The sequence below is a fragment of the Ruegeria sp. CH10 genome (genome assembly GCF_056537125.1).
Genome location: NZ_JBQFQY010000007.1, coordinates 195,468 through 214,576, shown reverse-complemented (window position 1 = coordinate 214,576; position 19,109 = coordinate 195,468). Strand labels below are relative to the sequence as shown.

Annotated in this window: 22 protein-coding genes; 10 read left to right on the top strand and 12 right to left on the bottom strand. The window is 59.0% G+C overall.

The annotated features are described in order from the left end of the window. The 3 genes from ACRZ94_RS18860 to ACRZ94_RS18850 all read right to left on the bottom strand — a co-directional run. The coding region (locus tag ACRZ94_RS18860) for a GTP-binding protein (protein ID WP_215675807.1) at positions 1–91 on the bottom strand (91 nt) is incomplete at its 3' end. A 113-nt stretch (positions 92–204) separates the two neighbouring features. Further along, complete coding sequence (locus ACRZ94_RS18855; protein WP_480656110.1) at positions 205–798, bottom strand: hypothetical protein; 594 nt, start codon at positions 796–798, stop codon at positions 205–207. 98 nt (positions 799–896) lie between these two features. Beyond that, positions 897–3,245 (bottom strand): DNA topoisomerase IV subunit A, encoded by a 2,349-nt coding sequence (locus ACRZ94_RS18850; protein WP_480656108.1) that lies wholly within the window; start codon positions 3,243–3,245, stop codon positions 897–899. Between the two features lie 254 nt (positions 3,246–3,499). On the opposite strand from ACRZ94_RS18850, the gene ACRZ94_RS18845 reads away from it, so the two are divergent. The 6 genes from ACRZ94_RS18845 (at position 3,500) to ACRZ94_RS18820 (ending at position 7,659) form a co-directional block, all read left to right on the top strand. Further along, positions 3,500–4,054 carry an SH3 domain-containing protein gene (locus tag ACRZ94_RS18845; protein ID WP_480798045.1) on the top strand — a complete coding sequence of 185 codons (555 nt, stop codon included), beginning with the start codon at positions 3,500–3,502 and terminating at the stop codon, positions 4,052–4,054. 70 nt (positions 4,055–4,124) lie between these two features. Then, the gene (locus tag ACRZ94_RS18840; protein ID WP_480798044.1) at positions 4,125–4,952 is read left to right on the top strand and encodes an SDR family NAD(P)-dependent oxidoreductase; all 828 of its coding nucleotides are present in this window, start codon (positions 4,125–4,127) and stop codon (positions 4,950–4,952) included. 81 nt (positions 4,953–5,033) lie between these two features. Beyond that, the gene (locus tag ACRZ94_RS18835; protein WP_480798043.1) at positions 5,034–5,237 is read left to right on the top strand and encodes a twin transmembrane helix small protein; all 204 of its coding nucleotides are present in this window, start codon (positions 5,034–5,036) and stop codon (positions 5,235–5,237) included. Further along, positions 5,238–5,810, top strand: a complete 573-nt coding sequence (locus ACRZ94_RS18830; RefSeq protein WP_480798042.1) for a cob(I)yrinic acid a,c-diamide adenosyltransferase — start codon at positions 5,238–5,240, stop codon at positions 5,808–5,810. A gap of 161 nt (positions 5,811–5,971) precedes the next feature. Then, on the top strand, positions 5,972–6,730 hold the full coding sequence (locus ACRZ94_RS18825) for an electron transfer flavoprotein subunit beta/FixA family protein (RefSeq protein ID WP_480656098.1): 759 nt from the start codon (positions 5,972–5,974) through the stop codon (positions 6,728–6,730). Continuing rightward, positions 6,730–7,659 carry an electron transfer flavoprotein subunit alpha/FixB family protein gene (locus ACRZ94_RS18820; RefSeq protein WP_480798041.1) on the top strand — a complete coding sequence of 310 codons (930 nt, stop codon included), beginning with the start codon at positions 6,730–6,732 and terminating at the stop codon, positions 7,657–7,659. Before ACRZ94_RS18825 ends, ACRZ94_RS18820 begins: the two co-directional genes overlap by 1 nt. A gap of 60 nt (positions 7,660–7,719) precedes the next feature. Here the strand turns inward: ACRZ94_RS18820 and ACRZ94_RS18815 are convergent, their stop codons facing one another. Next, complete coding sequence (locus tag ACRZ94_RS18815) at positions 7,720–8,529, bottom strand: DUF6473 family protein (RefSeq protein WP_480656094.1); 810 nt, start codon at positions 8,527–8,529, stop codon at positions 7,720–7,722. A 164-nt stretch (positions 8,530–8,693) separates the two neighbouring features. Between ACRZ94_RS18815 and ACRZ94_RS18810 the strand changes: the two genes are divergently transcribed. Further along, on the top strand, positions 8,694–9,569 hold the full coding sequence (locus ACRZ94_RS18810) for a 3-hydroxybutyryl-CoA dehydrogenase (RefSeq protein ID WP_480656092.1): 876 nt from the start codon (positions 8,694–8,696) through the stop codon (positions 9,567–9,569). A gap of 79 nt (positions 9,570–9,648) precedes the next feature. Here ACRZ94_RS18810 and ACRZ94_RS18805 read toward each other — a convergent pair whose 3' ends face one another. The 7 genes from ACRZ94_RS18805 to ACRZ94_RS18775 are packed head-to-tail and all read right to left on the bottom strand — an operon-like array spanning position 9,649 to position 15,069. Further along, on the bottom strand, positions 9,649–10,548 hold the full coding sequence (locus tag ACRZ94_RS18805; protein WP_480656090.1) for a lysophospholipid acyltransferase family protein: 900 nt from the start codon (positions 10,546–10,548) through the stop codon (positions 9,649–9,651). 39 nt (positions 10,549–10,587) lie between these two features. Beyond that, positions 10,588–10,857: an HPr family phosphocarrier protein gene (locus ACRZ94_RS18800; protein ID WP_170328297.1), complete on the bottom strand. Its 270-nt coding sequence runs from the start codon at positions 10,855–10,857 to the stop codon at positions 10,588–10,590. A gap of 2 nt (positions 10,858–10,859) precedes the next feature. Then, positions 10,860–11,267, bottom strand: a complete 408-nt coding sequence (locus ACRZ94_RS18795) for a PTS sugar transporter subunit IIA (protein ID WP_480656088.1) — start codon at positions 11,265–11,267, stop codon at positions 10,860–10,862. Beyond that, the gene (gene rapZ / locus ACRZ94_RS18790; RefSeq protein WP_480656086.1) at positions 11,264–12,157 is read right to left on the bottom strand and encodes an RNase adapter RapZ; all 894 of its coding nucleotides are present in this window, start codon (positions 12,155–12,157) and stop codon (positions 11,264–11,266) included. The genes ACRZ94_RS18795 and rapZ overlap by 4 nt, the downstream gene beginning before the upstream one ends. Then, complete coding sequence (locus ACRZ94_RS18785; protein WP_480656084.1) at positions 12,142–12,609, bottom strand: HPr kinase/phosphorylase; 468 nt, start codon at positions 12,607–12,609, stop codon at positions 12,142–12,144. Before ACRZ94_RS18785 ends, rapZ begins: the two co-directional genes overlap by 16 nt. Positions 12,610–12,613: 4 nt before the next feature. After that, a complete protein-coding gene (locus tag ACRZ94_RS18780; protein WP_480656082.1) occupies positions 12,614–14,332 on the bottom strand; it encodes a sensor histidine kinase in 1,719 nt (572 codons plus the stop codon). 32 nt (positions 14,333–14,364) lie between these two features. Continuing rightward, on the bottom strand, positions 14,365–15,069 hold the full coding sequence (locus ACRZ94_RS18775; protein ID WP_480656080.1) for a response regulator transcription factor: 705 nt from the start codon (positions 15,067–15,069) through the stop codon (positions 14,365–14,367). Between the two features lie 347 nt (positions 15,070–15,416). On the opposite strand from ACRZ94_RS18775, the gene ACRZ94_RS18770 reads away from it, so the two are divergent. The 3 genes from ACRZ94_RS18770 to ACRZ94_RS18760 all read left to right on the top strand — a co-directional run bounded on the left by ACRZ94_RS18770 (position 15,417) and on the right by ACRZ94_RS18760 (position 18,260). Continuing rightward, positions 15,417–17,015: a phosphoenolpyruvate carboxykinase gene (locus ACRZ94_RS18770; RefSeq protein ID WP_480656078.1), complete on the top strand. Its 1,599-nt coding sequence runs from the start codon at positions 15,417–15,419 to the stop codon at positions 17,013–17,015. A gap of 378 nt (positions 17,016–17,393) precedes the next feature. Next, positions 17,394–17,684, top strand: a complete 291-nt coding sequence (locus ACRZ94_RS18765) for a hypothetical protein (protein WP_480656076.1) — start codon at positions 17,394–17,396, stop codon at positions 17,682–17,684. Positions 17,685–17,795: 111 nt separating this feature from the next. Further along, entirely contained in the window at positions 17,796–18,260 is a 465-nt protein-coding gene (locus ACRZ94_RS18760; RefSeq protein WP_480798040.1) for a hypothetical protein, read from the top strand. Here ACRZ94_RS18760 and ACRZ94_RS18755 read toward each other — a convergent pair. Next, positions 18,257–19,021 carry a sulfite exporter TauE/SafE family protein gene (locus ACRZ94_RS18755; RefSeq protein WP_480656073.1) on the bottom strand — a complete coding sequence of 255 codons (765 nt, stop codon included), beginning with the start codon at positions 19,019–19,021 and terminating at the stop codon, positions 18,257–18,259. The two genes, ACRZ94_RS18760 and ACRZ94_RS18755, sit on opposite strands and share 4 nt — an antisense overlap. Positions 19,022–19,109 lie beyond the last annotated feature (88 nt).

Here is a 19,109-nt window from a genome sequence, read left to right as displayed (position 1 = left end):
CTGCGGTCAGCGTCGTTTTACCGTGGTCAACATGCCCAATCGTGCCGATGTTGACGTGCGGTTTTGTACGCTCAAACTTTTCCTTTGCCATTCCTCAGGCGCCCTTTTGCGATTTGGGGGACCCTTGGTCCCGTGGTTACATCTGCGCGCGCGAGATATTTGGTTCAAAGGGGAAAATCAAGCACATCCTGCGTGAAAAGCAGGTTAAGATGCCGGATTTTGGGTCAACTCGCTGGAATCGAGGGGTTGGATCAAGTCCGGACGCCGCTGGAACCAGCCGTTCGCCTGATGTTCTTCGGCCAGCCACTCCTCGACTCGGTCGGCGACTTTCAGGGACAGACCGCTCATTTGTTCTTCTTTGGTGCGCGAATGGCCCGATCCTGCCAGCGCACTTTCTCCGGTCGTGTCTTCGAGAACCTGGAACTGCTTTCCCTTGGCAAGAAACTCTTTGTTGTTCACGTCATAAACGTTAACCAACACGATCGCGGTGCTTTTGGGGTTGTAAATGACCGGAATGCCCGGAGGCGCCAGCATATAACCTTCGAGGCTGATACCGATGTCATATTCCTGCGCACCCGAGTACCGGCCCAAGCGAATATCAACCGCATTCTGAATTGCGGCGGTCCACTCATCCGGAGTCGCATCGCGCGACACCGGGCCCTGCACCGCCTTATCGGCAAAGGCGTAGTTGACCCGCAACTTGAATTCACCCAATGATTCAGGTTCCTCATAAACCTGCGTCTGTGTGCAGGCGCCCATCAGGGCCAATCCGGTGATCAGGGTCAGAATGCGCAGCATGTCTCTCGTCTCGATAGGCCTGTTTTTTATTGATCTAGCGCACCGATACGGGTTGTGCCAAGCCGTATCGGTGGAATTCCTCCTACGGAGGCCCGCTATCACGAGAATTTATAGTCGCGCGGGAAGCCATAGGGCGGTTTTTTCCCGACACTGGCGCGTTTGGCCAGCCATTGGGACATATCCGCCTCGTGCCGGGTTTTGTCGCCGCCCATGGACCATTTCAGGCCCTCTTCCCAGTTGAAGGTGGTGATGTCGGACAAACCGCCATCCAGCTCAAGCGTGCCCTGCCGCCCGCGCGCCATGTTGTATTTTTGCAGGCGCACGCCCTTGCCACGGGTCATCTCGGGCAGTTCCTCGGTCGGGAAGACCAGGAACTTACCATTTTGCGAGACCACCGCCACGTGGTCACCTGCAACCGGTTTACAGATCACCGCCGTCTCGTCGCCTTTGACGTTCAGCACCTGTTTACCGTTGCGGGTCTGGGCCAGCACGTCATCCTCGGGCACCATGAATCCGTTCCCCGCATCCGAGGCCACCAACAGCTTGCGCCCTGGCTTGTGGATCAGGATGTCGACGATCTGTGCTTCGTTCGGCAGATCGACCATCAGGCGCAGCGGTTCACCCATTCCCCGACCACCGGGCAGGTTGGCGGCGCTGACCGTATAGAACCGTCCGTTCGAGGCAAACACCAGCAAGCGGTCAGTCGTCTCGGCATGGAAGATGAACCGCGGGCCGTCGCCGTCCTTGAACTTGAGCTCGCGCTTCAGGTCGATATGGCCAGTCATGGCGCGAATCCAGCCCATCTGAGAACAGACGACCGTGATCGGTTCGCGGTCGATCATCGCCTCAAGCGGGACCTCTTCGACCTCACCGGCCTCTTCCAGTGCGGTGCGCCGCGCGCCGCCTTCGTAGTCTTTGCCGAAGGTCTTCTTGGTCTCTTTCAGCTGTTCAGCGATCTTGGCCCACTGCAGGGCCGGATCGGCCAGCAGGTCTTCGAGATTGGCACGCTCTTCCATCAGCGCATCGCGCTCACGCACCAGCTCCATCTCTTCCAGACGACGCAAGCTGCGCAGGCGCATGTTGAGGATGGCGTCAACCTGAACTTCGGACAGCTCGCCCTCGCCCGGCTTGGGTGAGACATAGTCAGCCTCGCTGGTGGCGCGGACGTGGTCGACACCCCAATCCTCGCGCATCAGCGCCGCCTTGGGATCGTCGTCGTAACGGATGATGTCGATCACACGGTCGAGGTTCAGGAAGGCGACGATAAAGCCCTCCAACACCTCAAGCCGGTGGTCGATCTTGGCCATACGGTGGCGCGAACGACGAAGCAGAACTTCTTGCCGGTGATCGAGGAAGGCGCGCAGCACTTCCTTCATCGAACAGACCTTGGGCGTCACGCCGTCGATCAGCACGTTCATGTTCAGGCTGAACCGCACCTCAAGGTCCGAGCTGCGGTAGAGCATGCCCATCAGCACCTCGGGGTCCACGTTTTTGGAACGCGGTTCAAGGATCAGGCGGATGTCATCTGCGGATTCGTCGCGCACATCGCCGAGGATCGGGATTTTCTTGGTCTGGATCAGTTCTGCGATCTTTTCGATCAGCTTGGATTTCTGAACCTGATAGGGAATCTCGGTGACCACGATCTGCCACTGGCCACGGCCAAGATCCTCAACCTCATACTTACAGCGCAGGCGGAACGAGCCACGCCCGGTGCGATAGGCTTGCGCGATATTCTCGGGTGGTTCGACGATCACACCGCCGGTTGGGAAATCCGGGCCGGGCACATAGTTCAACAGCGTGTCGTCGCGCGCATCCGGCGTTTTGATCAGATGCAGACAGGCGTCGCAGAGTTCCGAGATATTGTGCGGCGGGATATTGGTCGCCATACCCACCGCAATCCCACTGGCACCGTTGGCCAACAGGTTCGGGAACTGCGCGGGCAGTACAACCGGTTCGGTCAGAGTGCCGTCATAGTTGTCACGGAAATCGACGGCGTCTTCGTTCAGACCCTCAAGCAGAGCCTCGGCCACGATGGTCATCCGCGCCTCGGTATATCGCGAGGCCGCCGGGTTATCGCCGTCGATGTTGCCGAAATTCCCCTGACCGTCGACCAGCGGGTAGCGGACGTTGAAATCCTGCGCCAGACGCGCCATCGCGTCATAAATCGCGGCGTCGCCATGCGGGTGATAGTTGCCCATCACGTCGCCCGAAATCTTGGCCGACTTACGGAATCCGCCCGTCGCGCTGAGTCGCAGCTCGCGCATGGCATAAAGGATTCGCCGGTGAACCGGCTTCAGCCCGTCCCGCGCATCGGGCAGTGCCCGGTGCATGATGGTGGACAGAGCGTAGGTCAGATAGCGTTCGCCAATCGCGCGGCGCAGCGGTTCGGCTACCTCGCCCCCACCTTCGGGGGCCTCCATGTTGGGGTCGTCGATCGTATCGTTCATATATGATGTGGTACAATGCAAGCGCGGCGCGGTAAAGCAACCAACGCATATTTTGCTGGGGACAAGTGGCGCTTTTTGCAACAGGGGGAGGCAACCCCCCGATTTCCCCCGTTTTTCGACTCGGGTCTGAAAATATGCTAGTCTGATCGGATTAGACTGCTGCCTATTTCTTGTTTCTTACGATTACTGGGGGATGCGCTATGACGCGCCTTATTGTTATGACTTTTGCTGCACTCGGTTGGTGCTTTTACGTAATGAGCGACGGACCGGATTTTGAACCGCGCGGCCTGCGCAGTGAACAACCCGTTCAGGTGGCTTCAACCCCTGTAACTTCTGTTTCCCGGGCCCGCGCCGAAGAGCTTGTGACCAATGTTGCGGTCCGTGTGCCTGCGTCACGCGCAGAACCCCAACCTGCCATCGAGGATGTGGTCGAGATCGTGGCTGATGATGCCAGCCTCGCGTCCTTTTCGAACCTGACCGTGTTCGAAGATCAAAGCGCCAATATCACCCTTGCCTCGCTTGAGGAGGGCGTCGCCGGTCTGCAGCAGGTCACAGATGAAACCGTGGATGTTGCGGGAGAATCGCCTGCCCTGCCCGAGGTGGAAAAGGACATTCGCGAAATCTCTGGCACCCGTGTGAACATGCGCGACGGGCCGGGTACGATCTATCCGATCATCGGCAAAGCCAGCATCGGCCAGAAGGTCGAGGTTCTTGGCGAATCCGGCACCGGCTGGCTGCGTCTGCGCGTGTTGCCACAGCAACAGGTCGGCTGGATTTCCGCGTCGCTGGTGCGAAAAACAGCGAACTAACGCAGTCGTGTCATTGTCCTGCCCCAATGCTCGCCATAGCTATGGCTGAGAATAAAGGGCGGGGGAGACAATGCAAAAAACCATTCTGATCACCGGTTGTTCGTCGGGCATTGGTCTGGATGCGGCCCACGGCATGCGCGCCCGCGGGTGGCGTGTCTTTGCGTCCTGCAAACAGCAGCGCGATTGCGACAGGTTGCGGGCGCAGGGGTTCGAAAGCCCGCGTATCGATTATACCGATTCAGACAGCATCACCTCGGGCCTGGCTTCGGTGCTTGAAGCCACCGGCGGCACCTTGGATGCGCTGTTCAACAACGGGGCCCACGGCCTGCCCGGCGCGGTCGAGGATTTACCCACCGACGGCCTGCGCCAGATTTTTGAGGCCAATTTCTTTGGCTGGCACGAACTGACCCGGCAGGTGATTCCGGTCATGCGGGCGCAGGGACATGGGCGAATCGTTCAGAACTCATCCGTGCTGGGTCTGGTGGCGTATCCGTGGCGCGGGGCCTATGTGGCCACGAAATATGCGGTCGAAGGGCTGACCGACACGCTGCGCCTGGAGCTGGCGGATACCGACATCAAGGTCGTCCTGATCGAGCCCGGCCCGATCACCTCAAAAATCCGCGAAAATTCGATCCCGATGTTCGAGCGTTTCATCAACTGGCAGAGCTCGGCCCTGCGCGACCGGTACGAGGCGTCCCTGTTGAAAAGACTGTACGAATCTTCAGGACCGGACCGGTTTGAACTGCCTGCTTCGGCCGTGACCGACAAGCTGGCCCATGCGGTCGAATCGAAACGTCCACGCCCGCGCTATTATGTGACGACGCCCACCTATATCGCCGGGTATCTGCGGCGCATTCTGCCCACGCGCACCATCGACCGCATCCTGTCAGACGTCTGAGGCGAAATAACCCGTTCGCTTTTCACACCTGCGGGTCTAGATGATAGCCTCAGGAAAACAAGACAAGCGGACGGTGTACCCATGGACCTTTTGATGGTCGTTTTGTTGCTGGCCATGGCGGCGGTTGTCGTCGTGCTGGTGATCGGCATCTCGAATTTCGGCAAACCCGGTAAAAGCGCCGCGCTCAGAAGCAACAAGATGATGCAGCTGCGGATTTTGTTTCAGTTCATTGCCGTGGTGCTGATCGTGCTCTACGTCTGGCTGCGCGGACAAGGAGGTCAGTAAATGGTCGTACTCAACAAAATCTACACACGCACCGGCGATGACGGCAAAACGGCACTGGGCAATGGTGAACGGGTCGCAAAGTACTCGGGCCGTGTGGCCGCCTATGGCACGGTGGATGAGCTGAACTCATTCGTCGGCGTGGCCCGGACCGAAGCCGAAGGGGACGTCGATGCCGCCCTGTCCCGCATCCAGAATGATCTGTTCGATCTGGGCGCTGATTTCTGCCGCCCCGACATGGAAAAGGACGCCGAGGCCGAATACACGCCGCTGCGCATCGTGCCTGCGCAGATCGACCGGCTTGAGGCCGAGATTGACGCCATGAACGACGCGCTTGAACCCCTGCGCAGCTTTATCCTGCCCGGTGGCTCGCGTCTGGCGGCCCACCTGCATGTGTGCCGGACCGTATCGCGCCGGGCCGAGCGGCTGGCGGTTGAGCTGACCAATATGGAGCCGGTGAACGAGGTCGCCGTAAAGTACCTCAACCGTCTGAGCGACTGGTTCTTTGTGGCAGCCCGTTGTGCCAACGAAAACGGCACTGTGGACGTGCTGTGGATTCCGGGCGCAAACCGTTAACCACAGGGCCGTGACGTCAAAAAACACGAAACGCGACGTCCCAAGCCCATGACATGACGATTTTGCTCTGTTGCATGGGGAATTGAGACGCTATGCAATGCCCCGAGAGCATTGGTGGAGTCGCTTCGCGGCTTACCGTTTTTTGAGGAGAAAGCGCTAAAATGAAGGTACTGGTACCTGTCAAACGCGTGATTGACTATAATGTGAAAGTCCGCGTGAAAGCGGACGGTAGCGGTGTTGATCTCGCCAATGTCAAAATGTCGATGAACCCGTTCGACGAGATTGCGGTTGAAGAAGCGATCCGTCTGAAAGAAGCGGGCAAGGCCGACGAAGTCGTTGCCGTTTCGATCGGCGTCAAGCAGGCGCAGGAAACCCTGCGGACCGCTCTGGCCATGGGTGCAGACCGTGCGATCCTGGTTGTCGCAGCTGATGACGTTCACACCGATATCGAACCTCTGGCCGTTGCAAAAATCCTGGCCAAAGTGGTCGAGGAAGAGCAGCCCGGTCTGGTTCTGGCGGGCAAGCAGGCGATCGACAACGACATGAACGCCACCGGTCAGATGCTGTCGGCCCTGCTGGGCTGGTCGCAAGGCACCTTTGCGTCGGAAGTGGACATCGAAGGCGACAGCGCCAAGATCACCCGTGAGGTGGACGGCGGCCTGCAGACCATCACCGTCAAGATGCCGACCATCGTAACCGTTGACCTCCGTCTGAACGAGCCGCGCTATGCGTCGCTGCCCAACATCATGAAGGCGAAGAAAAAGCCGCTGGATGAGAAGACCGCAGCCGATTACGGCGTCGACGTCACTCCGCGTCTGGAAGTGGTCAAAACCGAAGAGCCGCCGGCACGTGCCGCGGGTATCGTTGTGGGCTCGGTCGACGAGCTGGTCGAGAAACTCAAAGAAGCGGGGGCTGTGTAATGGCTGTTCTTCTTCTGGCAGAAGTCAACAATGGTGAGCTGTCGCTGGACGCCACCGCCAAGGCCGTCAACGCCGCAAAAGCTCTGGGTGATGTGACCGTTCTGGCTGCAGGTGGTTCCGCCGCCGCTGCCGGTGAGGCCGCCGCCAAGATCGACGGTGTTGCCAAGGTTCTGGTCGCCGAAGACGAGTCGCTGGGCCACCGCCTGGCGGAATCGACTGCGGCGCTGATCGTATCGCTGGCCGATGGTTACGAGCATATCGTGGCCCCTGCGACCACCGACGCCAAGAATGTCATGCCGCGCGTTGCTGCGCTGCTGGACGTGATGGTGATCTCGGATGCGTCCGGCGTGGTTGACGGTTCGACCTTCGAGCGTCCGATCTATGCGGGCAACGCAATCCAGACCGTGAAATCGAACGACGCCAAAAAGGTCGTCACCCTGCGGACCGCCAGCTTTGACGCTGCGGGCGAAGGCGGCTCGGCCCCGGTTGAGACCATCTCGGTCGGAGAAAACCCCGGTCTGTCGTCCTGGGTCGAGGACAAGGTTGCCGAAAGCGACCGTCCGGAACTGACTTCGGCTGGCATCGTTGTGTCGGGCGGCCGTGGCGTTGGCTCGGAAGACGACTTCAAGCTGATCGAAACACTGGCCGACAAGCTGGGCGCGGCTGTTGGCGCATCGCGCGCGGCCGTTGACTCGGGCTATGCGCCGAACGACTGGCAGGTGGGTCAGACCGGTAAAGTTGTTGCCCCCGATCTGTACGTTGCTGTCGGCATCTCGGGCGCGATTCAGCACCTGGCGGGTATGAAAGACTCGAAGGTTATCGTCGCTATCAACAAGGACGAAGAAGCACCGATCTTCCAGGTCGCAGATTTCGGTCTGGTCGCAGACCTGTTCCAGGCGGTGCCGGAACTGACCGAAAAACTCGGCTGATCGAAGGCAAAGATTTTTCGTCGAAAAATCTGGGAAGGCCCGCCAAAAGGCGGGCCTTTTTCAGTTCAGGTTCCTTACCGGGCCAAACAACGCATCCGCAATGGCCCTATGCGCGGCCGGACCGATCATATGTTCCGCCATCGGCTGTTGCAGGGTTCCGAACAGCATATCCTCAAGCTCATCCGATTGGCCGGATACACTGACTGCGATCTCAATGACGTCGGCACAATGCGGCTTGAGACGCGTCAGCATCTCAGTCGTGACTGCGACCGGTTGTTGTTGTCCTTGAAGGTGCTCGTCTACGCGCAGGTTCAAGAGGATGACTGGCGTATCTAAGCGGGTTAGAAGATTGCTGACCTTTTGCACCCAATTGCACCGCAATTCTTCGGCTACCATTTCGAAACGCGCGTCCTGTCGGTTCTGCAAAAGGGTCACCAGATGACGAACAAAATGCACCTCGGCAAAGTCAATCTCAGGGTAAAGAGCAATCAGGTCTGGCGTCGGCGCCAGGACCCGGTCATTGCGGCGCGGATGGACGCGGTAAAAGTGATTCGACTGCCCAAGGATCGTCGGAGCCTGAAGAATGCACAGCTCTGCCCTGCTCATCAGATCGAACAGTCCTGCATCACCGCAGACGGCCTCAACTCCGCAAAACAGGCTGCCCAGATTCAGACAGCGCCGGTCCAGCTTGCCTTCGAGAATCGCTGAAAAGGGGCGTTCGACGAAACGCCCATAGGTTTCGTCCCCGCCCACACAGGCCATGTACGCCGAGTCCAGCGACCGTTTTGGCCCCCGGAACCAAAGGCGCGATTCACCGTATTGGCATACGGCATGCCCGGCCCCCGCCGAGCCTGTTTGATGATAGCTCATAACACTCACCCATTTTTCACCCGGTTGCCATCTTACAGCCGCATGTCTTTAGAAAGTGCTAATGTGCGCATTTGAAGCAAATTGGATGCGCCCGATCCCCTTGCCGCCCCCACCGATCTGCCGGTACTGTCCCACCAATCCCGAGACTCAGAGGCATAAAAAACATGGACGTACAATCAGTCGGAGTGATCGGCGCTGGACAGATGGGCAATGGTATCGCTCATGTTCTGGCCCTGGCGGGATATGATGTTGTGCTGAACGACGTGAATCAGGACGCACTGAGTGCTGCCGTGACGACAATTCAGGGGAATTTGGCCCGTCAGGCCTCGCGCGGGAAGATCACGGACGAGGCAATGCAGGCCGCGCTGGGCCGGATTCAAACAACGTTGCAATTGCCCGAGCTGGGTCAGACGGACCTTGTGATCGAAGCCGCGACAGAGCGGGAGACAATCAAGCAGGCAATTTTTGAGGACCTGCAACCACATTTGCAACCGCATACGATTCTGACCTCGAACACGTCGTCTATTTCGATCACGCGGCTGGCCAGCAGAACGGATCGGCCCGAGAAATTCATGGGGTTCCACTTTATGAACCCGGTGCCGGTGATGCAGTTGGTGGAATTGATCCGGGGGATCGCCACGGATGAGGAAACCTTTGCCACCTGTAAGGCCGTGGTGGATCGTCTGGGCAAGACCTCGGCCAGCGCCGAAGATTTCCCCGCCTTTATCGTGAACCGCATCCTGATGCCGATGATCAATGAGGCGGTCTATACCCTGTATGAAGGCGTTGGAAACGTGCGTTCGATTGACGAGTCGATGAAACTGGGCGCAAACCACCCGATGGGGCCTTTGGAATTGGCCGATTTCATCGGGCTGGACACCTGCCTGGCGATCATGAACGTCCTGCATGACGGGTTAGCCGACACCAAGTACCGCCCCTGTCCGTTGCTGACCAAATATGTAGAAGCCGGCTGGCTGGGCCGCAAAACCGAACGCGGGTTTTATGATTACCGCGGTGAGGTTCCGGTTCCTACCCGCTGAGGGTAAGGGGGCCAGCCCCCTCGCCCGGATTTTATCCGGGCTCACCCCCGGGATATTTTTAGACAGATGAAGAGGCGGATCAGCGGTCGGGGTTTTCGCCCAGAGACAGGGTATGCGCGCGCAGCCATGTCATGAAGCCGCGCGGATCCGTTTCGAGCAATTTCATATCCTCATCCGAGATCGGCTTGCCGATCACCGGAGATTGCGGTTTGTTGCAGGAACGGACGATCTCGTGCAGCAGCAGGCCCTGACGCAGGATCGGCGACAGTTTGTTGGCGATCTGATAGGCGCGCGAGTTGCTGCCGGGGAAAAAGATCGGCACCACACGGGCGCCCGAACGGCGGATCATTTTGGCGGTGAAGACGTTCCATTCCCGCTCTTGCGCGGGGCCGAACCAATCGTCCGAGGACATCACTACGCCCGATGGGAACAATGCGACGACCCCACCGTCTTTCAGGTGTTCCATCGACTTGCCGCGCATTTCCAGCATTTTGGTTTGCGCTTCGGGGTCGTGCGGGAAGGGTACCGGAATCATGAACGACGTCGCGGCCTCATCCAGCCCGGTCAGGACCGAGCGTGTGAGGATGCGGTAGTCGCCCCGGACCCGGCCGATCAGCTCGGCAAAGATCATCCCGTCGACCATGCCATGCGGGTGGTTCGCCACCACCACGACGGGGCCGTCTTTCGGGATGCGCGCGATCTGTTCTTCGGGCGTTGTCAGCTTGATCCCCATGGTCTCAAGCGCGCCGCCCCAGAACCGCTGACCGCGATAGTACTCGTTCTTCTTCTCGAACTTATTGACCATACGCAAAATGGTCAGCTTACCCGTGCACCATTCGATGGCGCGTATGGCTGTCGAGGTCCAGGCGTCGTCGAAAGAGTTTGCGTAGGTCAGAGTTCTACGGTCGTAGACTTCGCCCTGATCTTCGAGCCCGTCTACAACCGGGCCTGTCTTGGTATCGTGCGTCGTTTCCGCCAATTCCTGGTCTTCCCGTTCTTGGTCACACGGTCGATTGGGTCAGAACCCTTCCCCGAACTTATCGTTCACCAGGGTTTCCAAAGCATCGGCCAACGCCTCAGCATCCGGTCCGGACGTCTCGACGTCAATAGTCGTTCCGCGCGAGGCTGCCAACATCAAAAGGCCCATAATGCTGTCGCCCGATGCAGAAAAGCCATCTTTGGAAACTTCGGCCTGCGCATCGAACCCCTCGACCACCTCAACCAGCTTGGCCGAGGCACGGGCATGGAGACCTTTTTCGTTAATGATTTTCAGGCTTCGATTGGTCATTCTTAATCTGTCCGGTCTTCTTCCAAGGTCACATTTTGCGCATTAATATATTTGCGTCCAGCCTCCATCGCCTGCCGCACGGCATCGGCAATTGGCAGGTGGCGGGTTTTGGCCAGTTTGATCAACATCGGCAGATTTGCCCCGTAGAGGATACGGCGATCCTGCGGCGTACAGGCCCGCAGGCTGAGATTCGATGGGCTGCCTCCGAACAGGTCTGTCACAACGACAACCCCGTCCCCCGCATCGACACGGTCGGCTGCGGCACAGATTTCGGCCTGCTTGGCCTCACGATCATCGTCGGGATCAATGGAAATCGCGACAAGGCCGGGTTGAGGCCCCACGACATGTTGCACGGCCGCAAGGTATTCCTTGGCCAGTCCCCCATGTGCTACGAGTACGATTCCGATCAATTCGGCCTCACATTCAACGATCGACGCTCCATTTCGCGGTGCCTAATTGCCACTTGCTGCCCCTGTTCCGCAAGGGCCTTTGCCACAGCTTCGGCGACCGCTACGGATCTATGTTGCCCTCCGGTACAACCGAAGGCCACGGACAGGTGCGCTTTACCCTCGGCCCGGAAGGTTGGCAGCAGCAGTTTCAGCAGATCAACCACCCGGTCAAAGAACGGTGCATAGTTCGTATCGGACTGAACATAGTGCGCCACATCCGGGTTTCGACCATCTTCCGACCGCAGCTCGGGCCGCCAATAAGGGTTATCCAGAAACCGGCAGTCAAACACCATATCCAAACCCGGGGGGAGACCGCGTTTGTACGAAAACGATTCGATAGAAAGCGCAAGATGCCGTCCGCCTTTGGGGGCGAACCACCGCTCGACCTCTTCGCGCAGTTGGTGGACATTCAGGGGGCTGGTATCGATCAGAATATCCGCCGCGCCACGGATCGGTACGAGCAAACCTTTTTCCTGACGCACGCCGGTTTCCGGACCTGCATCGGTGGCCACGGGGTGGCGGCGGCGGGTTTCCGAGAATCTCCGCAGCAGGACGTCATCACTGCAATCCAGATAGAGGGTCGTCAGGTCCACCTTCTCCATCCGCCGTAGTTTGGCCGCCAGATCGATGAACCCGGTGGTCGAGAAATCGCGGTTCCGCACATCGATCCCCAGAGCCATGGGGCGGTCGCCCTGTGCGCCGTCCAACAGGCGCGATAACAGGCCCATCGGCAGGTTATCGATGGCCTCAAAGCCCAGGTCCTCCAGAACGCGGATGGCCGTTGTGCGGCCTGCGCCGGACGGGCCGGTTACCAGAACGATGCGCTGCTGCTGCGTCATGTGCTGGGCCATTCCGGGTCCACACGTCCCATTTTCAACAATTGTACGAGTGCTGCGGCCAAATTGGGGATGCCGCCCCCCCGAAGCAAGGGAACAGTTTGCCTCAGCACTTTGATTTCTGACCGGCCTGGCAGCCGTGCCGGTTCGGTCTGACTGAGGTCGACGACAAAATGGACCGGCGCCATGTCCACGCTATGCGCCCGCAACAGGCCAATACCGCGGGCTTCGATCAAGCCGCGCAGGTTCGGGGCGGCCGAGGCCACCACCTGTCCGTCCATCAGACGCAACTGCACCCGGTCGTCCCCGACCAACACAGCGCCCAACGCCATCATTTGCAGGGCCAGGCCCGATTTTCCGGCCCCTGCTGGCCCCAGAATCAATGCGCCGCGGCCCTCGACGGCCACGCAAGTTGCATGGATAATGTCGGCGCCTTTGTCTGTGTTCGAAAGCGTTTGGTCGCCCATGCGATTAGACAGGCAGACCCACGACGAACCGGGCGCCCTGCGGGTCAGAGGTGATGTCCGCCTCGGTCGGGCGAATATTCTCGGCCCAGATCACGCCGCCATGGGCTTCGACGATCTGCTTGGATATGGCCAATCCAAGGCCGGAGTTATTGCCAAAATGCTCTTCGGGGCGTTGTGAATAGAAGCGTTTGAATACCTTGGTCAGGGCCTGTTCGGGAATGCCCGGACCGGTGTCTTCGACCACGACCAGAACCCGGTTTTCCCGTCTGCGCACCCAGACACGAATGGCATCGCTTTCGTCACAGAAGGAAATCGCGTTGGTGATCAGGTTGACAAAGACCTGCGCAAGACGCGCCTCAAGACCGTTCACGATGATCGGGTCCGGCGGCAGATCGGTGATATAGTCGATGCCCTTTGCACGCGCCTCTTCGCCCAGATACTGCCCCAGATTGCCCAGAAGATTCAGCAGGTCAAAGGGCTGTTCCTCTTCCTTGACCAGTTCGGCATCCAGACGCGATGCGTTTGAGATATCGCTGACCAGACGGTCCAGCCGCCGCACGTCGTGTTCGATCACGCCCAGCAATTTGTCGCGCTGATCTTCACGCTTAACCATGCGCAGAGTGCCGACCGCCGATTGCAGACTGGCCAGCGGGTTCTTGATTTCATGCGCCACATCCGCCGCAAATTGCTCATTGGCGTCAATGCGGTTGTAAAGCGCTGTGACCATCCCCCGCAGCGCCCGGCTGAGACGCCCGATCTCATCGGGGCGCGCGCTCAGGTCGGGGATGCGGATACGGCCGGGGTTCACCCCAGCGCCACGGTCTTTGCCCATTTCAGCGGCGGCGGCCAGATCGGCGAGCGGGTTGGCGATGGTTGACGCCAAAACAAGGCTAAGACCGATCGAAACCAGCAAAGCCACCACAAACATCTGCAGGATGCGCTCCTGTTCGCGCCGGGCTAACGCGTCGATTTCGCCGGCAGGGCCCGCCATGGCCACGGCACCCACAGCCGCATCTGCCAGAACGATGGGTGCGGCCCCGACGATGACGGTCTGGCCCAGATCATCCTGAACAGCCTGCACCTGCATCTGGCCTTGCAGGGCCTCTGGTATGATCTCCTGCACCCGTTGGGCCAGGGTCGGCGCATCGCTGCCCTCCCCCCCGGCAAAGACGCGCGACAATCCGGTCCAGACCGCATGCAGCGCGTCGCTGATCAAAGTGCTGCCAGTTTGAACCTCGGCGTCAGATCGCAGCAGGCCCGGCATTTCAGATGGGGTGGCCGCCCCGCGTGTCCAGCCGATCAGCGTCCCGCTTGCGTCGTAAACAAACACCTCTCCGCCATCCGGCAGGCTGAGCCCCGCCAGCGTGCCTTTCACGTCCAGACCAGATGCATCCTGTGCACCCGCGGCCTGTTGCTGACGCAGCTGAGCCTCAAACACGTTACTGACAAGCTGCGCGTCGCCCATGAGGTTGCGGGCGGTCTGCTGTACCTGTTCCTCGCGGGAGTCGTCGAGATAGAGCAACCCGGTCACCAGAATGACCAAGGCAATCAGGTTGAACGTGATGATCTTTCGGGCCAGCGGCGAGCCGCGCAACGCGAAAAGGTTGCGGCGTCGGCGAGACGCGCGCAACTCGGCCGACTCGGGGTCCTGCGGGATGACCCAATCATCCCCCAGAACGACGTCACCGTCCCGCAATTCGATGGTTTGTTCCGTATCCCGCACCAGGTCAGGTTACCCTTCTTCAGCGGCCACGCTTATTCTTCGTTATACCTGTAGCCAATGCCGTACAGGGTTTCGATGGCCGAAAACTCAGGATCTGCCGCGCGCATCTTCTTGCGCAGCCGTTTGATATGGCTGTCGATGGTCCGGTCATCCACATAGACCTGATCATCATAGGCAACATCCATCAGCTGATCGCGGCTTTTGACAAAGCCCGGACGCTGCGCCAGTGCCTGCAGCAGCAGAAACTCGGTCACGGTCAGGGATACGTCGTTGCCCTTCCAGCTGACCGCGTGGCGCAGCGGGTCCATCCGCAGCTCGCCGCGTTCCATCACCTTGGTGTCGCCGGTAGTGGCATTCGTCACATCGCCCGTAGTCGCCTCTTGCCGGCGCAGAAGCGCGCGGATGCGTTCCACCAGCAGACGTTGCGAGAATGGCTTTTTCACATAGTCATCCGCGCCCATGCGCAGGCCCAGAACCTCATCGATCTCATCGTCTTTCGAGGTCAGAAAGATGACCGGCATCTGGGTTTTCTGCCGCAGCCGTTGCAGCAAATCCATACCGTCCATGCGGGGCATCTTGATATCCAGCACGGCCATATCGGGAAGTTTTTTATTGAAAGCGTCCAGGGCTGCTTGCCCGTCATTGTAAGTTTCGACCTCGAACCCTTCGGCTTCGAGTGTCATGGATACGGACGTCAGAATGTTTCTGTCGTCATCCACCAGTGCAATCTTTGACATCGGGTTTACCCCTATTCCTGCTCACTCATGCAATATTTCGCTTATTAGTAAGGCATCTTTGTCGTTTTTATGGCCGCGAATCAATCCGTATCTGCGAATCGTGCGTTTGTTGTCACATAGCTGCGGCAAAAAAGCCGTTAAAGCGGGCAGAAAAGCGCTTTGATTTCCGACAGGAAATTTCTGGTGGCGCTAAACCTGGACTTGGTTGCGCTAACTACACGAAAGCGACCTGTTCATGCCCCAAACGACCATGATAAGACCCGCCTGTCCGCCGGAATGACCCGGCAAAATGCCCCAAGAGCGCACCCGGCCCAACCGCCGCCGCGCCGCCACAGGAGAAGACACACATGACATCTGGACGGGTTAACCCGCAATTCCGCCTCGAAGATCAGGGCATCGAGGGTCTGGGCAATGTCTATTACAACTTCATGGAACCGGCGCTGATCGAAGAGGCGCTCAAGCGCGGCGAAGGCACCCTGGGCAATGGCGGGGCCTTTCTGGTCACCACCGGCAAGTTCACTGGCCGGTCGCCCAAGGACAAGCACGTCGTGCGCACCGACAGCGTTGCCGACAGCATCTGGTGGGAAAACAACGCCGAGATGAGCCCCGAAGGCTTTGACGCCCTGTATGTCGACATGCTGGAGCATATGAAGGGCCGCGACTATTTCGTGCAGGACCTGGTTGGCGGGGCTGACCCGACCTATTCGATCAACGTGCGCATGGTCACCGAACTGGCCTGGCACAACCTTTTCATCCGCCACCTGCTACGTCGTCCGGATCGCGAAGATCTGAACGACTTTATTGCCGACTTCACAATTATCAACTGCCCCAGCTTTCAGGCCGACCCGGCCAAGCATGGCTGCCGCAGCGAAACGGTGATTGCGCTGAATTTCGACCGCAAGCTGATCCTGATCGGTGGCACGGAATATGCGGGTGAGAACAAGAAATCCGTCTTCACCCTACTGAACTACATGCTGCCGGAAAAAGGCGTGATGCCGATGCATTGCTCGGCCAACCATGCTGTTGGTAACCCGGTCGACACGGCTGTGTTCTTCGGCCTGTCGGGCACTGGCAAGACAACCCTGTCGGCTGACCCTGCACGCGTGCTGATCGGCGATGACGAACATGGCTGGTCCGATCGCGGCACCTTCAACTTTGAAGGCGGTTGCTATGCCAAGACCATCAACCTCAACCCCGAGGCTGAGCCAGAAATCTACGCCACCACGTCGAAATTCGGCACCGTGATCGAGAACATGGTTTTCGATCCCGAAACCAAAGAGCTGGATTTCAACGATGACTCGCTGACCGCAAACATGCGCTGCGCCTACCCGCTCGAGTATATCTCGAACGCGTCCAGCAGTGCGCTGGGGGGACACCCCAAGAACATCATCATGCTGACCTGTGATGCGTTCGGCGTACTGCCTCCGATCGCACGGCTGACCCCGGCACAGGCGATGTATCACTTCCTGTCCGGCTTCACCTCGAAGGTTGCGGGGACCGAGCGTGGCGTGACCGAGCCGCAGCCCACCTTCTCGACCTGCTTTGGCGCGCCTTTCATGCCACGCCGCCCGGAAGAGTATGGCAACCTGCTGCGCGACAAGATCGCCCAGCACGGCGCAACCTGCTGGCTGGTCAACACCGGCTGGACCGGCGGCGCCTATGGCGTTGGCTCGCGGATGCCGATCAAGGCCACTCGCGCCCTGCTGACTGCCGCGCTGGACGGCTCGCTGCGGGACGCCGAGTTCCGCAAGGACGCGAATTTCGGCTTTGACGTGCCTGTTTCAGTCCCCGGCGTGCCCGAAGTTCTGCTGGACCCGCGCCGCACATGGGATGATCAGGCTGCATTCGACAAGCAGGCCGAGAAGCTGGTTCAGATGTTTGCCGAGAACTTTGAGCAATATCTGCCCTTCATCGATGAAGACATCAAAGCCGTCGCTATCGGTTGACGCTAAGCGGTGCTAAGTTGACGGGAAAGGGGCCTTCGGGCCCCTTTTCTATGGGAGTCTCACGCAAAGGTATTCTTGTTAAAGTTGTATTCTAAACCTTGTGCAGACAAATGCGTTGCCCGACATCCCCTCATGCGCTACGAAACGATGTCATTATGATAAAAGGTCCGGTGCAATTTTGCACCGGACCGACCTTAAAAACACCTTGGGGAAGCTCACGCAGACGTTCACATCAGCAATTAGAGCAACCTAATCAGGTACATAGTGTATTATGAAGGGGAAAAGTGTCAACGTGAGATATGCTGAAAACACTCAGTTCAGGATATCGAAACACTCCGCGAAACTGCGGATCACGGCGCTTGAAAAGATGGGTAAGACATGACTGAAATCTCGAAACTGACCGAGCTGCGCAAGCTGATGCAAAGCATGGAACGCACGCTGGGGCTGGAGCAACTCTCTCCGGTTGAGCGTGACATCTACTATGCAGCTGAAGAGCTGTCGAAAGACGACACCGAAGTGCGCACCTTCGGATTGATCGAACACACTCTGGTTCAAAGCGTTTCGCGCCCGACATTCTTTCGCGCGCTGAAGTCGCTTGTTCAAAAGGGATATCTGTCGCAAAGCGGCAGCGCCAACCGGGGCCGGTATATCGTTCATGCCCCCAGGTAACGCCCTGAACCTGCGCGCAGGCAGTTGATCGACGTGCGCAGGTGGGCAACTGACACCTTCTACGCCTCTTTGGCTTATGTGGTCGCATCATACCTCACGTTCGAGGTTTTGATGCCGCTGCAGAATGTGTTCTTTCCGGAATATCCCAGCAGGGCCAGCCTTCTTTTTCTGCCGCACGGCGTGCGGGTTCTGTCGGCATGGCTGCTGGGTTGGCGTGCGATCTTCGCGCTGTTGCCGGGTGTCTTTCTGGTCTTTGCCGTCCTTGGCGGCAGCGATGTGTTCCTGCCCAGCAGGTTGATCGCAATCGCCATCGCCGTCACAACCGTGCCTGCGGTGTTCTACCTGTGCAAATGGGCTGGATGGGACTTGTTTCCGCACCCGGATCGCAAGCCGTGCTGGTCCTGCGTCATGGGGGTTGGGATTGTGACGTCCTTCCTTGTCTCGGGCCTGACAAACCTGGCCTTTGGCAGCGCGCGGGCAGAGTATGTTGCCTATCTGATCGGGGACATTTTTGGCCTGCTTTTCCTGATGATGGGCCTGTATTTTGCCTTTCGCTTCGCCGACAAGCGCCGCTAACCCAACAAGCCACGCCGCAACAGGTTCACCCCGGCAATCAGCAGCACCAGCAAGGTGATCTTGCGAAACACCGCCTGATCAATGCGGGATTGCAGCCACAGCCCCGCCAGCATTCCAACCAAGGCCGGAGCAATCAACACGGCCGAAAACGGCGCCGTGTCCGCCCGAAAGATGCCCGACACCATATGGGCAATCAACAGCGCCACCGCACCCAGCCCATAGATCACCCCCTGCACCCGCATCTGGATCGCTTTGGGCGTGTTCAGCGCCGTCAGATAAGCAACGGTTGGCGGCCCCCAGATTCCCGACATCCCGCCAACAAAACCGGCAATCGCACCGATTGCGGCCTCAACCCGCGCCGAAGGTGCGCGCAGTGTCAGCTTCACGCCCAGAACCTGGATCAGCGCAAAAAACGTGACCGGAGCACCAATCATCAGCAGAAAGGTCCGGGCCGGAACGGCGCTGACCAGTTGCGCCCCGATCAGCAGGAACACCAGCCCGACGGCCAGAAACACACGGAACTCTTTGATGGCTGACACAGCGGCGGGAATGCCTTCGCGCAGGGCCTGCACACCGTTCGTGACCAGCGTCGGCAGGATCAGACCCGCAATCGCAAGCTCTGGCGGCAAGAACAGGCTGAGGCCCGAAATCAGCACCATCGGCATGGCAAAACCGACCATCCCCTTGACCCAACCCGCCACGAAGGCCACGGCCAATGCCAAAATCAGGTCCTGCGGAGTGAGCAAGGAAAACAACGTCATAGCCCCGTCATAACACTGTTGCCGCGTGCTGCAGTGCAAAATCGTATAAGCAATTTTCGAACTATTTCGCGACGTAATTCGTATTTTT

Coding starts and splice junctions, on each gene's coding strand:
- ACRZ94_RS18855 (WP_480656110.1), bottom strand. CDS start 798: ATGCTGCGCATTCTGACCCTGATCACCGGATTGGCCCTGATGGGCGCC.
- ACRZ94_RS18850 (WP_480656108.1), bottom strand. CDS start 3,245: ATGAACGATACGATCGACGACCCCAACATGGAGGCCCCCGAAGGTGGG.
- ACRZ94_RS18845 (WP_480798045.1), top strand. CDS start 3,500: ATGAGCGACGGACCGGATTTTGAACCGCGCGGCCTGCGCAGTGAACAA.
- ACRZ94_RS18840 (WP_480798044.1), top strand. CDS start 4,125: ATGCAAAAAACCATTCTGATCACCGGTTGTTCGTCGGGCATTGGTCTG.
- ACRZ94_RS18835 (WP_480798043.1), top strand. CDS start 5,034: ATGGACCTTTTGATGGTCGTTTTGTTGCTGGCCATGGCGGCGGTTGTC.
- ACRZ94_RS18830 (WP_480798042.1), top strand. CDS start 5,238: ATGGTCGTACTCAACAAAATCTACACACGCACCGGCGATGACGGCAAA.
- ACRZ94_RS18825 (WP_480656098.1), top strand. CDS start 5,972: ATGAAGGTACTGGTACCTGTCAAACGCGTGATTGACTATAATGTGAAA.
- ACRZ94_RS18820 (WP_480798041.1), top strand. CDS start 6,730: ATGGCTGTTCTTCTTCTGGCAGAAGTCAACAATGGTGAGCTGTCGCTG.
- ACRZ94_RS18815 (WP_480656094.1), bottom strand. CDS start 8,529: ATGAGCTATCATCAAACAGGCTCGGCGGGGGCCGGGCATGCCGTATGC.
- ACRZ94_RS18810 (WP_480656092.1), top strand. CDS start 8,694: ATGGACGTACAATCAGTCGGAGTGATCGGCGCTGGACAGATGGGCAAT.
- ACRZ94_RS18800 (WP_170328297.1), bottom strand. CDS start 10,857: ATGACCAATCGAAGCCTGAAAATCATTAACGAAAAAGGTCTCCATGCC.
- rapZ (WP_480656086.1), bottom strand. CDS start 12,157: ATGGCCCAGCACATGACGCAGCAGCAGCGCATCGTTCTGGTAACCGGC.
- ACRZ94_RS18785 (WP_480656084.1), bottom strand. CDS start 12,609: ATGGGCGACCAAACGCTTTCGAACACAGACAAAGGCGCCGACATTATC.
- ACRZ94_RS18775 (WP_480656080.1), bottom strand. CDS start 15,069: ATGTCAAAGATTGCACTGGTGGATGACGACAGAAACATTCTGACGTCC.
- ACRZ94_RS18770 (WP_480656078.1), top strand. CDS start 15,417: ATGACATCTGGACGGGTTAACCCGCAATTCCGCCTCGAAGATCAGGGC.
- ACRZ94_RS18765 (WP_480656076.1), top strand. CDS start 17,394: ATGACTGAAATCTCGAAACTGACCGAGCTGCGCAAGCTGATGCAAAGC.
- ACRZ94_RS18760 (WP_480798040.1), top strand. CDS start 17,796: ATGCCGCTGCAGAATGTGTTCTTTCCGGAATATCCCAGCAGGGCCAGC.
- ACRZ94_RS18755 (WP_480656073.1), bottom strand. CDS start 19,021: ATGACGTTGTTTTCCTTGCTCACTCCGCAGGACCTGATTTTGGCATTG.